The sequence below is a fragment of the Pseudoalteromonas sp. SCSIO 43210 genome, assembly GCF_054133285.1.
In genome coordinates this window covers 4,696,940-4,712,573 of the sequence record NZ_CP087225.1, presented here as the reverse complement: position 1 = coordinate 4,712,573, position 15,634 = coordinate 4,696,940, and the positions used below count along the sequence as shown (strand labels likewise).

At 39.7% G+C, this 15,634-nt stretch carries 11 protein-coding genes; 7 read left to right on the top strand and 4 right to left on the bottom strand.

Going from position 1 to position 15,634, the window contains the following annotated elements; genetic code table 11:
- The first annotated feature begins 1 nt into the window (after position 1).
- Both LOS73_RS20390 and LOS73_RS20385 read left to right on the top strand, forming a co-directional pair.
- Positions 2–2,878 (top strand): TonB-dependent receptor, encoded by a 2,877-nt coding sequence (locus tag LOS73_RS20390; protein ID WP_457934224.1) that lies wholly within the window; start codon positions 2–4, stop codon positions 2,876–2,878.
- Between the two features lie 24 nt (positions 2,879–2,902).
- The gene (locus LOS73_RS20385; protein WP_457934223.1) at positions 2,903–7,207 is read left to right on the top strand and encodes an alpha-1,6-glucosidase domain-containing protein; all 4,305 of its coding nucleotides are present in this window, start codon (positions 2,903–2,905) and stop codon (positions 7,205–7,207) included.
- Positions 7,208–7,254: 47 nt separating this feature from the next.
- Here LOS73_RS20385 and LOS73_RS20380 read toward each other — a convergent pair whose 3' ends face one another.
- Positions 7,255–8,010 (bottom strand): MipA/OmpV family protein, encoded by a 756-nt coding sequence (locus LOS73_RS20380; RefSeq protein ID WP_457934222.1) that lies wholly within the window; start codon positions 8,008–8,010, stop codon positions 7,255–7,257.
- Between the two features lie 296 nt (positions 8,011–8,306).
- On the opposite strand from LOS73_RS20380, the gene LOS73_RS20375 reads away from it, so the two are divergent.
- Both LOS73_RS20375 and LOS73_RS20370 read left to right on the top strand, forming a co-directional pair.
- A complete protein-coding gene (locus LOS73_RS20375) occupies positions 8,307–8,852 on the top strand; it encodes a PH domain-containing protein (RefSeq protein WP_033016345.1) in 546 nt (181 codons plus the stop codon).
- Between the two features lie 42 nt (positions 8,853–8,894).
- A complete protein-coding gene (locus LOS73_RS20370) occupies positions 8,895–9,290 on the top strand; it encodes a DUF1801 domain-containing protein (RefSeq protein WP_033030945.1) in 396 nt (131 codons plus the stop codon).
- 21 nt (positions 9,291–9,311) lie between these two features.
- On the opposite strand, the gene LOS73_RS20365 is transcribed toward LOS73_RS20370, so the two are convergent.
- Both LOS73_RS20365 and LOS73_RS20360 read right to left on the bottom strand, forming a co-directional pair.
- Entirely contained in the window at positions 9,312–9,656 is a 345-nt protein-coding gene (locus LOS73_RS20365; RefSeq protein WP_007376450.1) for a rhodanese-like domain-containing protein, read from the bottom strand.
- The gene (locus LOS73_RS20360; RefSeq protein ID WP_033023357.1) at positions 9,656–9,844 is read right to left on the bottom strand and encodes a YgaP family membrane protein; all 189 of its coding nucleotides are present in this window, start codon (positions 9,842–9,844) and stop codon (positions 9,656–9,658) included. The genes LOS73_RS20365 and LOS73_RS20360 overlap by 1 nt, the downstream gene beginning before the upstream one ends.
- Positions 9,845–9,948: 104 nt before the next feature.
- Here LOS73_RS20360 and LOS73_RS20355 point away from each other — a divergent pair, with 104 nt between their 5' ends.
- Positions 9,949–10,257 carry an ArsR/SmtB family transcription factor gene (locus LOS73_RS20355; protein ID WP_096792289.1) on the top strand — a complete coding sequence of 103 codons (309 nt, stop codon included), beginning with the start codon at positions 9,949–9,951 and terminating at the stop codon, positions 10,255–10,257.
- On the opposite strand, the gene LOS73_RS20350 is transcribed toward LOS73_RS20355, so the two are convergent.
- Complete coding sequence (locus LOS73_RS20350; RefSeq protein ID WP_096792290.1) at positions 10,250–10,927, bottom strand: nitroreductase family protein; 678 nt, start codon at positions 10,925–10,927, stop codon at positions 10,250–10,252. The two genes, LOS73_RS20355 and LOS73_RS20350, sit on opposite strands and share 8 nt — an antisense overlap.
- A 187-nt stretch (positions 10,928–11,114) precedes the next feature.
- On the opposite strand from LOS73_RS20350, the gene LOS73_RS20345 reads away from it, so the two are divergent.
- Both LOS73_RS20345 and LOS73_RS20340 read left to right on the top strand, forming a co-directional pair.
- On the top strand, positions 11,115–11,993 hold the full coding sequence (locus tag LOS73_RS20345) for an ABC transporter ATP-binding protein (protein ID WP_457934221.1): 879 nt from the start codon (positions 11,115–11,117) through the stop codon (positions 11,991–11,993).
- A gap of 11 nt (positions 11,994–12,004) precedes the next feature.
- Positions 12,005–15,580: an ABC transporter permease/M1 family aminopeptidase gene (locus LOS73_RS20340; RefSeq protein ID WP_457934220.1), complete on the top strand. Its 3,576-nt coding sequence runs from the start codon at positions 12,005–12,007 to the stop codon at positions 15,578–15,580.
- The last annotated feature ends 54 nt before the right edge of the window (positions 15,581–15,634 follow it).

Below are 15,634 nucleotides of genomic sequence, written 5' to 3'. Positions count from 1 at the left end.
CATGAAAAAATTCAAATTAAGCGCGCTAATGCTGGCATTGTTTGCTGCAAATAGCGCAATAGCGAATGAAAGCCAAACTAAGGACGAAAGTAAACCTGAAAAAGTTCAAGCAGACTTAGAAGTAATTGAAGTGAGCGGCTTTAGCCGCAGCTTAATACAGTCTTTGAATCAAAAGCGCTTTAGCGATACGGTATCGGAGCAAATATCAGCGGATGACTTAGGTGCTTTACCTGATATATCAATGGCTGATGCACTGACGCGTTTGCCTGGTATATCGGCGGTAAGAACCGGCGGCCAAGCTGCACAAATTAACATCCGTGGGCTTTCGGGCGGCTTTGTTTTTTCGACATTAAATGGTCGCGAGCAAGTATCGACCAGTGGTAGTCGTAGTATTGAGTTTGACCAATACCCTTCTGAACTTATTAGTTCTGCTGCGGTATATAAATCACCCAAAGCATCCTTAATTGAAGGCGGTGTAGCGGGCACTGTTGAACTTGAAACAGCAAGCCCATTAAATAATTCACAACAGCATAAATTTGTAGCCAATGTGCGAGGCATGTATAACGACCGTGCGTCAGAGGTATTTGATGCAACGGAGTTTGGCGACCGGATTAGTTTTTCATATCAAGGTAAATACCTCGATGACACACTTGGCGTAGCACTTGGTTATGCGCGATTATTTCAGCCAAGCGTCGCAACTCAGTTTATTGGCCTTGCTTTCAATGATACTAAAGATGTTGATGGGCTCGCTAACGACACTAATGGGCCAACGCAAAATCCAGCAAACGAATACATAAGTGAAGGCTTTGAACTACAGCACTCAGGTGGAGAAGAAACTCGAAATGGTTATTTAGCCGCAATAGAGTGGGCACCTGTTGATAACTTTAAACTTAAAGGGGATGCGTTTTTATCTCGATTTGATAAAAAGTCATTTGCTCGTGGTTTTAGGGTGAAGTTAGGTGGCCCTTCTGCAGCATATGCAAATCCTCAGCTTGATGGAAATACAGTTATTGGCGCTGCCGTAAATCGAACTTCACAAAGCTATACTCGCGTTGAAATAGTAAATGATGATAACCAAGACTTTGACGAAGTAGATAGCTTTGGTGTTAACGCTGATTGGCAAGTGAATGATCGTTTAAGCGTTAATGCAGACGTGTCATTATCACGCGCTAAAAGTAACTTTAGAAATGGTTTGTTATGGAGCTTAGTAGCTGAAGATGCCAACGCAGAGGCCCCTGTGTTTGATACGAACGTTGCGATTAACTATCAATTAAATGGCCTAAGTTTACCCGATGTTGGCTTTAATCAAGCCGCTGCATTTAGCGATATAAACCGCGTTATGGTTAGTAAATACGGTATTTACCCGGATCAAACCGAAGATGAAGTAACCGCATTTAGGCTCGACTTTAAATACGAATTAGAAAACGATATATTTAGCTCTGTTGAGTTTGGTGCACGCTATTCTGATAGAGAATATAGCCGTAAGCGTTCGGTATTTGAATACGGAAATGATGGCGCATTTTCATCAACACAGCCTCCGATGCGTTTAACAGACGAGATGACCTCAATTGTTGATTGGCAAGGTGAGTTTAGTTATTTTCCCTCTTATTTAGCCATTGATTTAGACAAAGCGCTAAACGCATGGTTTCCAGATGGGACACCACAACCAGTGCAAACATGGGGTAATGCAGACGGTGTTGATGACGCCCAAGGATATACTAGTAATTACTCCTGGACATTATTGCAAAGTGGTTCAGTGTTTGAAGATGTATTGGCCGCTTACGTGATGGTGAATATAAATACTGAAGTTGCTGGTTTAGCGTTGTTAGGTAACGTGGGTGTACGTCGAATTGAGACAGACCAGTCGGCAACCGTACTTGAAAACGTAAATGGTGATGCCCGCTTGGGAGCACAAAATATTGTCGACGAAAACGGGATTATTAACGACCTTTATGCACCCAATGTACTAGGGACAAAGTACACCGATTATTTACCATCACTTAATTTAAACCTGCAATTGAATGACAATTCTCAATTGCGGTTTGCTGCCGCTAAAGTGATGTCGCGAGCACCAATAAACCGCCTTGCCGGTGATGCCAGTGCTAACGTAAGTGATGATGGGGTCATTAATGGTTCGAGCAATAACAACCCATTTTTAAAGCCATTTTATGCTGACCAATATGACTTATCTTACGAATATTATTTTGAAGAGAGTAACGGGTCTGTAGCCGCAGCCCTATTTTATAAAAACATAGACTCGTTTGTTGAAACCTTATCAATCGAAAACTTCGACTTTAAAGGCAATGGTTTTAACGTACCTGATTTTATTGAAGACCCAATAAGTGGTGAACAAGTTGCCACAACCAATGGGATTTACACCACCGCCGTTAACAATGGCAAGGGCGGTTATATTAGAGGGTTAGAGTTAGCTTATACCCATGTATTTACGTTTTTACCCGAGCCATTTAATGGGTTAGGGATCAACGGTAGTTACTCTTACACCGAGAGCGAAATCTCGTCTATTACCAGTTTAGGAGGCGATACCGTATCGCAATCTTTACCTGGGCTTTCAAATAATGTAGTTAACGCGACTTTGTTTTATTCAAATAACAACTTCGAAACACGTTTAAATGCACGTTATCGTGATGAATTTGTATCTGAGCAAGTCGCTATCAACGAACAAGTTGTTAATTTTGACTCTGAAACGGTGATAGATTTTCAAACGTCATACAAACTTACTGATTCCCTCACAATGCTTTTGCAAGTTAATAACCTGACAGACGAACCGACCCAAAGCTACTTTGGCACAAAGCAACGCACCGGTACGACTCAGTACTTTGGTCGTCAGCTTTATCTTGGTTTTACTTATAGTCATTAATTTAGCAAGTTGGAGCGTTTAAAAATGAAAAAAATTAAAAAATATAGTTACTTCTTAGTCGCCTTAAACTTAATGCTATTAGTTGGATGTGGCAGTGGTGATGATGTGAAATCGGGGCAAGTGTTACTCACTTGTAATGTACCTCAAGTACCAAACGAAACTGGCACACAGTGTGTCGATCCTGAGCCGATTGAATGCGCAGCGCCAACGGTTCCCGACGAAAAAAATGAAAGCTGTATTGTTGGCGCTGATCCAACGTTACCTGATCCTGTTGTATTTCCTGGCGATAATGAGGCAATTTTATTTTATAACCGCGTAACAGACGCTAACTATGAAGGTTACCGATTGCATTCGTGGAATAACGATGTGTGCGATGCTTTTGCACCGCCTTTTGATACGAGCGATTGGGAAAACGGCCATGTGCATGATGGGATAGATCCGAATTATGGTGCTTATTGGATTATAAAGCTCAAAGCCGATTACAACGAGTGCGCTAATTTTATTATTCATATAGGCACAGAAGGTGATGGTAAGGCATTTGGTGATGTTGATTTAACAATGCCATTAATGCAAGACGACGAAAAATTTCAGCGTATGAACTTTACTTTACATGGTGAGCCGTCTGTTTTTGAGTTTCCTATTTTAAATTTAGGTGAGCGTCCGGTTGCTATTGCGGGGGCTTCTGCACATTGGATAGATTTAAATACAGTATTGTACAAACCGAGTAATGAACTGAGTCAAATCATTAAATTATATAGCTCTGCAAGCGCAGATTTAAAGGTTGATGACGAGACTGGATTAAATGGTCAAAGCATTGAGTTGATACAAACCAACTTAACCGATGAGCAAGCACTAAAAGTACCGCACTTGAGTGATTGGACCGCTTATCAAGGTAACTGGGATGCAGAGGCCGCTAAGCAATTAATTAAACAACAACTGCTAGTGGCGGGTTTTGATCTTGATGGCAAACTTCTTGAAGCAAGTTACGTTCAAACAGCAAAAGCACTAGATGCGCTTTATACGCAAAATGAAAATGATGCTAACGAGGCGCTACTAGGCGTTAATTACAATAACAATGCAATTGATGTATCAGTATGGGCACCTACGGCCAATAATATGATACTTAATGTGTTTGATGCCGATAAAGCACAAGTGCATAGCAGTGCAATGCTATTTGATAGTAATACTGGCATTTGGTCTATCAGCTTAGATACTAAATACGATCGCCATTACTACCGTTTTACGTTTGATGTATATCACCCAATCACTAAAGCGATTGAAAGTTTATGGAGTACAGACCCCTATTCACTCAATGTATCAAGCAATGGTTTGTATTCGCAGCTAATCAACCTAAATGACGATGACACCAAACCACAGGGCTGGGATGAACGCAGTATACCGACCGTTACCAATCCAGAAGATACGATTATTTATGAAGGGCATGTACGTGACTTTAGTGTGCGCGATACCAGTGTTAGTGCACCAAATCGCGGTAAATACCTTGCATTTACAGAGCGCGAAAGCGTGCCAATGCAGCATCTTAAGCAGTTGGCTGATAAGGGTTTAACTCACTTTCATTTACTACCAGTGACAGACATTGGCACTATTGAAGAAAATGCCGCAGAGCGAGTTGAAATAACCGATACGTTAGGTAAGTTATGTGAACGTATAAATGATGAAGCAGACGCTTGTAAAACAGAAGACAAGAACAGCACTATTGTCCAGTTGCTGCAAAGTTATTTACCAGGCTCTGACGATGCCCAAGCACTTGCCAGTGCTATGCGTGACCTAGATGGTTTTAACTGGGGTTACGATCCGCATCATTTTATTGCCCCTGAAGGGTCTTATGCCTCAACGGCTGAGGGTATTGCTCGCGTAGTTGAAACGCGCGCTATGGTGCAGTCGTTACACGAAATTGGATTAAGAGTCGTGCTGGATGTTGTTTATAACCATACAACAGCATCAGGTATTTGGGATAAGTCGGTATTTGATAAATTAGTACCCGGCTATTATCACAGGTACAACGAAGTGAGTGGTGGCATTGAGCAATCAACATGTTGTGAAAACACCGCCACTGAGCATGTCATGATGGATAAGTTTGTCACTGATTCATTAGTGATTTTAGCCCGTGACTTTGGTTATGATAGTTTTCGCTTTGATGTGATGGGGCATATGCCTAAGTCATCTATTTTAGCAGCGCGTGAAGCGGTTCAAGCAATCGATGCAGATAACTATTTTTATGGCGAAGGTTGGGACTTTGGTGAAGTAGCTAATAACCGTTTATTTACGCAAGCAAAACAAGCCGATATGGCGGGTTCAGAGGTGGGTACCTTTAACGACCGTATCCGCGAGGCTATTCGAGGTGGAGCATTGTTTAGCAATAACCCAACCGATGGCAATTTAGCTGAGCAAGATACATTGCGTTTATCGCTTGCTGGGAATTTACAAAATTATATTCTAAAAGACTTTAAAGGTAATTCAGCCAAGGGCAATAGCTTTACGTGGAATACTCAGCCAACAGCATATGCACTTGACCCTGCCGATAGCATTAACTACGTCTCTAAACATGACAACGAAACGCTATGGGATCAATTACAATATAAACATGCTGCTAGTATGAATATTGAAGAGCGTGTACGTGCTCACAATATGGCGCTCGCTATGCCGCTTGTAAGCCAAGGCATACCATTTATGCAACTGGGCGCTGATTTACTGCGTTCAAAGTCAATGGATCGTGATAGTTACAATGCCGGAGATTGGTTTAATGCAGTTGATTTAACTAGGCAAAATAATAATTGGAATATTGGCTTACCTAATGCTGAGAAAAACCAAGAGAAATGGTCTGAAATAATGCCTATTTCGGGTAACCCTCAAGCTGCTGCACAACCGCAAAATATTGCTTATGCTGGTGGTGTTTTTCAAGAGTTTTTAGCTATTCGCAGTGCTAGCCCATTATTTAGATTAACCACAGAGCAAGATGTAATAGAACGTGTTGGTTTTCATAATGTGGGCAAAAACCAGCAACATGGCTTAATTGTTATGAGTATTGATGATGGCGAAGGATTAACCGACATTGATGCAAACAACGATGCGCTCGTTGTGGTTATTAATAGCACCGAGCAGTTGCTTACTCATAGCATACCAACGGCGAATGGCTTTGAGTTACACAGTATACTTAAAGATAGTGTTGATCCAATGATGGCTGCAGCTTCTTTTACTCAAGGAGATGGTGAAGGTAGCTTTAACGTACCAGCATACACAATGGCGGTATTTGTTAAGCCGCAAGACGATGGCCAAGGTGTAGGGTTAAGTGCTAATGCAACGGTAGGCGCCCCCGATGTAGTACCTTTTGCGAGTACTGCCGTTTATGTGCGCGGCTCGTTAAATGATTGGGGTACTCGTGATGTACTTGAATATGTTGGTAATGGAGAGTACCGCTTAGCTGTTACGCTTAGTGCGGGTGACTATGAATTTAAAATAGCCTCAGAAGATTGGTCTACTGTCGATTTTGGTGCGCTATCAGATGCTGATAAAGAAGTAATTGAAAGTCAAAGTGAGCCCCTAACAGCTAGTGGGTCTAACATGACTTTTACTGCCGCTATTGATGCCACTTATGTGTTTGTATTTGATGCTAGCGATAAGGAGAGCCCAACACTTAAAATTTATAACGAGGAGCCATTTGTTGGTAATGCCATTTTTGTGCGAGGTACATTAAATAATTGGGGAGTCACAGACGAACTGATTTACAAAGGAAAGGGTATTTATACTTTTACTAACACTCTCGCTGCAGGGGGTTACGAATTTAAAGTTGCCTCTGAAGACTGGAGTTCGGTTGATTATGGCTCTGCTGATAGCGATATTAGTGCAACTATAGGCAAAGCTAAACTATTAGCACTTGGTGGCGCAAATATGACTATAGATATTGCTAATGATGGCGAATATCAATTTGTATTGGATGCGAGCGATTTAAGCGCCGTTACATTAATCATTTTAAATGCGGAAATGTTTGCTGATACGCAAGTATTTATTCGAGGCAATTTAAATGAATGGAGTACGGATAACCCACTTATTTATCAGGGTAATGCTACTTATACAACGTCATTAGCTTTAGAAGCGGGTGATTATGAGTTTAAAGTGGCTTCTGAGGATTGGAGTACCGTTGATTACGGTGGTGTAGGTGAATCCCCAATTGTAAATATAGGTGAACTGACTTTACTGGAAGCGGTGGGTACTAATATAGCTTTGGGCGTTGCTGAGCAGGGTAATTATACATTTAGCGTTATTGGCCCTGATAGAAATAATATAAAGGTAATAATTAATCAACAATAGCATTTAGAGGCCGAGCATTACTATATGCTCGGCTTCTATGTTTTAAATTAGAACTGATAGCTAACCGACATCATGGCAGTTGAGATACTCGACGTATCTATAATTGGCGAGTCTTCAATATCAGAGTCTAGTTGTGTGTAGTTAATCATAGCACTCACATTCCATTTTTTATTAAGCTGGTAGCTGAGTAGCATACCGGCATTATAATTCACTGTAGAGCCTAATTCGTATGCATCAAAAGAGTTTGATTCGCCCTTTGTAACACCGTAATAATAATTTGATACTTTGCTACTGCTTAGCTCAACTCCAAATGAAGGTATTAACATAATTTGTTTAGAAAGTTTGAATGGGTAGCTATAGCGAGCTTTTAATTTTGCGCCATCGCCATGGCCCAATATATCGTGTGACGCACTGGCACTTAAACTACCATACCCTGTGGTATAACTTACTTTAGAACCTGCATAGAGAGATATTTTGCGATCGTCGAGTGCTTTAATCTCGGCGAGATCAGAATCAGACGAATCAAAAAATTGACCGGGTTCTAGTATTACTGACCAATTAAACCCCTTATTTTCAACTAATTTGTAATCGAGTGCAAAGCCTCTAAAGGTTAATTTTTCACCTTCATAGTTGATCATAGGTAAGAGCAATGTTCTATTATCTGTGCCCGCATAGGGAGATTCAGTTGAAATAAGCCCAGCACCAACCGACCACGGAGATTTATCTTGCGCTTGAGCCATTAGGCTTGATAAGGCTAATGTGCTAAGTAACAGTTGCAAACTCTTTTTCACATAAATATTCATGATTACCTTCGCTATTAATGTAGTTATAAGATTTGTTATTGGTTTGACGCAGTGAGTGTAACGGTTATAAGTATTTTGAGTTGTAAGTTAGTGTGTGAAATTTTAAATATATGTAAGCAGCTGAAGTAAAGTGTTTAGTGGTTTTTTGGATTGCAATTTTTTATATGTATTACGAAATATAAGTAACATATTTTTAGAATAACTTTATATTTTTATATTTTTATATTTGATGAAATTGCATTCAATTTTGTAATGGAGTACTTTGAATTTTTATGGTGATTAGAAATAATATGATTATGGCTGAAATTATTTTAAAAAGTGCATCATTCGATTTCAAAGTAAAACAATACTGGATGGTTACTGCATCACTCATTAGTTTTTTAGCGTTGGTTACTATTCCACTCATCCCTTTGATTTTATTTATAGTGTGGTTGGCGGCTGGGCGAATATTAGCTGCGATGTCTGCTGAACTATTACCACAAAAGCTAGTAGTTAAACGTGGGGTATTATTTAAAGAGGAAAAGTCGATACCGCTTGAAAAAATAACTGATGTTGGGTTGAGCCAAGGCCCGTTAATGCGGCTCTTTGGGTTATATCGTTTAAGTTTTGAAACGGCAGGGCAATCAGGACACGGCGCTTTAGTATCTTTGCTCGGTGTAGTTAATGCGAGTGAGTTTAGAGAGGCGATACTTGAACAAAAAGATGTATTGGCTAATCAAGGTAAAACGTCGCAGCAGTCGACAGAGCAAAGTGAGAAAGAGCTACTAAGAGCGCTGACTTATAGTGTAAAAAATATAGAACAAATGCTACTTGTTTTACTGGATGAAAAACAACAAAAGTAATTTATCTTTAAGTATAGGTAGAGCGCTTACAAGGATATTTTTATGAATACGGATATAAAAAATATATTTAATAATTATCCTGAGATAGCAAAAAGTAAGCTTATAAAATTACGAGAGTTAATTTATACCGTAGCACAAGAGCAAAACTTAGGAGCTGTTGAAGAGTCTTTAAAGTGGGGAGAGCCAAGTTATAGCGTAATAAATGGCAGCCCCATTCGCATAGGCTTTAAGGGCTCATCGTGTTATTTGTTTTTTCATTGCCAATCAAAGCTAGTCAGCACATTTAGAGAGTTGTATTCCCACAGTCTCACTTTTGAAGGTAACCGGGCAATTGTATTAAATAGTGAAAAGCCATTACCAGAACACCCAGTTAAAGAGTGTATTAAATTAGCACTGACTTATCACAAAGTTAAACGCCTACCTTTGTTAGGCGCATAATTATAAGTACTTAGTTGATGCTTAAAATACGCTACAAATTTGATTTGCATCACAGGTAATAACGCTAACGTTTTCATAACCAACACGCGTTAACGCTTCTGCTCCCAATGTTGCGCGAGCACCACTTGCACAGTGTAAGTATATTGGTCGTGCAGCATCTTTTTCTATTTCCATTAATTTCATTTCGAGTAACCCACGCGGAATGTTTATTGCTCCTATAGCGGCTTTTGTAGCGTGCTCTGCGGGTTCTCGCACATCAATAAGTAGGCCTTTATTTTGTTCGAGCTCTATTTTTGCTTGCGCTGCGTCAATACGCCGCTGGTTAGGTGTGATAACTTTTAGTAAGTCAGGAATTGAAGTAAGCATTAGTCTGTGAATCCTCTTTTGCGTAAAAAAGACATTAATGGGCACCACTTTGTGAAAGCTGACTGCACTAAGTTAATACCTATGAATAATGTTAGAAACTGGAAATTACTATGTACAAAATAGCTTAAAAGTACTGATATTGTTACTGCACTACCGCCGATTAAAAGTATCGCATCGCTTATTTTCATTATAATCTCAATTTTATATTAGTAATACCTAATGTTAATTTATATTAGAGTTATCTAATGTAAAAGTCTATACTTAAAAGCATATTTATAAATGATGTGATTAAATGAATATTGAACAACTCGCTGTGAATGCAGAACAAGCCGAACAGTTTTTAAAATTAATGGCTAATAAAAATCGTTTAATGATTTTATGCAGTTTGCTACAAGGTGAGCAAAGTGTTGGTGAATTAAATAAAAATGTGCCCTTGGCTCAATCTGCACTATCTCAACATTTAGCCAGTTTACGCAAGGCGGATATGGTTATGACCCGCCGAGATGGACACACTATTTATTACTCATTGACCGACCCAAAAGTTGAGTCGATCATTGCTTTGCTATATGAGTGGTTTTGCCGAGCAGAAAACACTAAATAAAAGTAGCTATTTCATCAATAGATTTTTTATCCAGTGCATGAGCAGGTATTGTTGCATCATCACTTGGGTAACCTGCAATAAGTAGCATGTATGGGCGTTCGTTATCCCTATCGCGGCCACATATGTCGGTTAAAAAACTCATTGGCTTTGGAGTATGAGTAAGGGTTGCCAAACCACTGCGATGCAAAGCCTGAATTAAAAAGCCGGTAGCTAGACCAACCGATTCGTGTACGTAGTAATTAGTATTTTTATCATCGGTGCTTACGCCCCCCTTTTTTTGACTAAATACAGCTATAAGCCAAGGTGCATGCTCTAAATAAGGCTTATTGGCGTCGGTGCCTAACGGTTTTAGCGCATCTAACCACTCTTCACCTGCTCTGCCTTCGTAAAAAGATCGCTCTAGTTTTTCGGCGGCTTCTCTTATTTGTTTTTTTACATCACTGCTGTTTATAGCCACAAAATGCCAAGGCTGATGATTCGCTCCACTTGGTGCTGTGCCCGCTGCTTTTATACATGTCTCAATAATATTTTTTGGTACTGGGCGATCGCTAAAGCTGCGAATGCTATGGCGGCGTTGGCTAGTGGTTAAAAACTCGTTAGCGCGATTTAGCATTTCGTCGTGTGGGTATTCTATAAAGTCGTTTAATGGCTGGCTTTGGTGATCTTGCATGGCTTTTCGCTTCTTATATAAAGTATATGTGGTTTTTATACCGAGTGAATACAGTGCAAGCAAGTATTATGAGTTTAAACTATGTTTATTTGTTGTTACAAATTTGACCAGCAAGTAGCTTATGTTCCTATTTTTCTTGTGGTATAAAACATTATAAAAATAATTACTTATATTCAAGGAAGTAAAAATGCTATCAATAACAGGGTTATCAAAAACCTACGATAACGGCGTACATGCACTACAAGGTGTTGATTTAAATATCCCTAAAGGGATGTTTGGTTTACTGGGTCCTAATGGTGCGGGTAAATCTTCATTAATGCGAACGATCGCTACACTGCAATCAGCCGATAGTGGCAGCGTTGTATTTGATGGTATTGATGTGTTAACACAGCCTAAAAGCTTGCGTGAGCGTTTAGGTTATTTACCGCAAGACTTTGGTGTTTATCAGCGTGTTAGTGCTTATGATTTACTTGATCATATGGCGATTTTAAAAGGTTTAAGTAATAAGGCTGAACGTAAAGAGGCCGTTGAAGGGTTGTTAGCGCAAACTAATTTATATGATCATCGAAAAAATGCGGTGAGTGGTTTCTCGGGCGGTATGCGCCAACGTTTTGGTATTGCACAAGCTTTATTAGGCGACCCTGATTTACTCATTGTAGATGAGCCAACAGCAGGTCTAGATCCTGAAGAGCGAAATCGTTTTCATAATTTGTTAGTGGGTTTAGGTGAAAGTAAAGTGGTGATTTTATCAACGCATATAGTTGAAGATGTGTCTGAGCTTTGCCCAAATATGGCCGTATTAGCTAATGGTCAAATTTTACTTGAAGGTAACCCAATTGAGCTTACGAATACGTTACAGGGAAAAATTTGGCACAAAGCAATGAGTCAAGCCGAGGCTTTGGAACTCGAACAATCATTACCGGTAATAGCGAAGCGTTTGTTTGCAGGACAAACATTACTCAGTGTGTTTGCTGACGATGCGCCAGAAGGGTTTGAGTCTAAGCCTGCTGATTTAGAAGACGTCTATTTTTCAACATTGCACCAACACCGCAATAAAGCAGCATAAGGATACTGATTATGTTGTTTAAAATGATGCAATTTGAGCTGCGCTATTTTATGCGTCAGCCCTCTTTCTATATCACGTCACTTATCTTGTTTTTTCTTACTTTTATGGCATCGGTTTCTGACTCGGTGCAAATAGGGGGAAGCAGCAATGTAAATATAAATTCTCCTTACGCAATTTTGCAAGTTATTGCGATTATGTCGGTGTTTGCTATTTTTTTAGTGGTCAACTTTGTTGGAAGCTCAGCTATTCGTGATGACGTGAGTAAACTCAACGAATTAGTTTTGAGCAAGCCACTGAACATAGTTCAGTATAAAGCTGGGAGATTCATCGGGGCTTATTTAGTCACGCTATTAGTGTTTTCAAGCACTATGTTGGGTGTGTGGGTTGGCAGTGGTTTTGGTAGCTTAATGGGTTGGTTAGACAGTGAAATGATAGGTGAAAACCAACTAAGTTATTATTTAGTGCCTTTCTTTTATATTGCAGCTCCTTCTTTGTTTGTTGTCTCATCGCTCATTAATGCTGTGGCAATGCGCTTTCGTAGCATGGTAACGCTCTATCTAGTTGCTGTTGCCCTACTTATTAGCTATTTGGTTGGATCTAATATTTTCTCTGATATCCAATATCGTGAAATCTCAGCTTACCTAGATATGTTTGGTATGTCGGCAATGAGAATGCAGATGGAATACTGGACAATAGCAGAGCGTAATGTAATGGAAATTACGTTAACTGATCAGTTATTACATAATAGGTTAATTTGGGTCGGTGTTGCCTTACTAGCATTGGCAATTGCAGCACTCAATACATCTCATCATTTGGCTCAAAAGCAAAAAGTGAAAGGCAAGGCGAGTAAAAATAATAATACTAATTTTGCAGCTGCACTTAAGTTTAATATAACGGCAAAAGCGACGGGAAATAATGCGTGGTCGCAATTTTTAACGCGTACTTTTTTTGAAGTCAAACAAGTTATAAAAAGCTATTCGTTTGGTATTTTACTTATTTTATCTTTAGCGACATTAATTCCAGCGTTGGTAGGCTCAATGGGTCCATACGGAACTGATGTTTGGCCAGTCACATTTAGAATGGTTGAGCTTATTCAAGGTAGCTTTGGCATATTGATGATGATAGTACTTGTTTACTATTGTGGTGAACTTGTATGGCATGATCGTGAATCCAGAATGGCCGACATTATCGATGCGTACCCTGTTGCGAATTGGGTGTTCTGGGGCTCTAAATATGTAGCGCTGAGTGCTGTTTTATTATTGTTATGCGCATTTGGCTCCGTGGTGACATTGTTTTATCAAATGATGATGGGTATGGCGAACTTTGATATTGCACAATATGTAATTAGACTCGGTTATTTATTTGTACTCGGGCTTATCTTTCAAGGTGGTTTTGCCTTTTTACTACAAGTAATTAGCCCAAATAAATACGTAGGTATGGGATTATATGTGCTGTATTTTATCGCTACTTTGGTGATGAGTAACTATGGTTTTGAGCATAATATGTTTGTAATAGGTCGGACACCAGAGGCGCCTTATTCAGATATTAATGGTTATGGCCACTTTTTAACTGCGGTGCATTGGTATAATTTATACTGGCTAGGTTTTAGTATGATCATTGCTGCACTTAGCTATGCGCTTTGGCCTCGTGGAGCTGGGCAAAATTTAAAAGCACGCGTTCAGTTGTTAGGCTATCAGCTAGGCAATTCAGGTAAAGCGGTTATTGTATGTGGTGCCCTTATTTTTGGTGGTGTAGGAAGTTTTATTTACTACAACACAACGGTTCTCAATCAATTTATAACCAGTGAACAGTATGAAGACTTACAAGAGCAGTATGAGCGTGAGTTCGGTCAGTTTGTAGATGCGGCTTTACCTATTCCAACGGATGTTGTTGTTACTGCTGATATCTACCCTCAAGAACGTCGTATTACAGCTACCGTGATAATGCAGATAGAGAATAAATCGCAACAACCGATTACGCGAGTATTAGTAAATAAGCCTGATAATACTCATAAATGGAGTGTTGAGGTGGATGGCGCGCAACTTGGGGAGTTAAACGAGCAGTATCGTCATGCTTGGTTAGATTTTACTAAACCCATGCAACCAAACGAAAGCCGCGAAATTACAATGAGCGTAGAGCGTTATACCGAAGGGTTTGAAGATAGAGGAAGCGATGAGCGACTTGTGTATAACGGTACTTTTATTGACAACACGGCACTGTTCCCGAGTTTTGGTTATTCCTTTGGTAAGCAAATACAAGATAAAAGTGAGCGTCGTCAAAGGGGTTTGCCAGAGTTAAAACGCGGCAATAAAATTGAAGAAACGCAGTATCATAATCAACCTTTGTTTGCAGATAACTATGTAAGTTTTGCTGCCACAATTTCCACTGATGAGTCGCAAATTGCGATGGTTCCAGGTTACTTGCAATCACAAAGTACTAAAAATGGCCGAACCACGTTTGTATACGAAATGGATGCACCTATGTTGCACTTTTACACTTTACTCTCAATGGAACTTGAGGTGAAAAAAGAGCAGCATCATGGCGTAAACATTGAAGTGTACCATCATAAAGATCATGCTTGGAATGTAGATGCAATGATTCAGTCGACTAAAGATTCTTTAGATTACTTCTCTAAAGAGTTTGGTCCTTATCAGCATAAGCAAATGCGTATTATTGAGTTTCCTCGCTATCGTAGTTTTGCGCAAAGTTTTGCTAATACAGTACCGTATTCTGAAAATATGGGGTTTATTACAGATACACGTGACCCAGATAATATTAATTTTCCTTACTATGTAACATCGCATGAATTGGCGCACCAGTGGTGGGCGCACCAAGTGATTGGCGCGAATGTCGAAGGCTCTAATATTTTATCTGAAATGCTATCGCAATATGCAGCTATCATGGTGATGAAAGAAAAGTATGGTGAAAACAACCTTCGTAAATTCTTAAAGTATGAACTTGATCGTTACTTATTAGGACGCACGACAGAGCTTTATGAGGAACGTACACTTGCACGCGCCGCAGGGCAGCAGTATATCCACTATAACAAAGGTGCCGTGGTAATGATGGCCATACATGATTTGTTAGGTGAGCAGCGCGTAAATGCCGCTTTGCGAGCGTTTTTGCGAGATTACCAATATGCGCAAGAGTTTTACCCAACCACGTTAGACTTTATTGCCTATCTAAAGCGAGGAGCGAGTGAGCAAGAACAAGCATTCATTGAAGATCAATTTAATGCCATTACGTTGTATGATTTAAAAATCAGTGATGTTGATGTGCAAGAGGCTGAATCTGCTGATGGGGAACATATCATTACATTGACTATTGCTGCAGCGAAAAAACATGCCGATGGCGAAGGTAGTGAAGAAGATGTACCGCTAGCGCAAATGATAGATGTTGCTTTATTTAGCGCAGATCCGAATGAGATACATAGTGAAAGTGCTGTGATCTATATGCAAAAGCACGAGATAAAAACGGGTGTAAATACCATTATACTAAAGGTAACTGAATTACCTAAATTTGCAGGTGTTGATCCTTTTATTAAGTTAATTGACAAGAAAAGTGGCGATAATATTAAAGCACTGTAGCTTTTAAGTGCAGTATAAAAAATGCCAGTTGTTTTACTGACTGGCATTTTTATA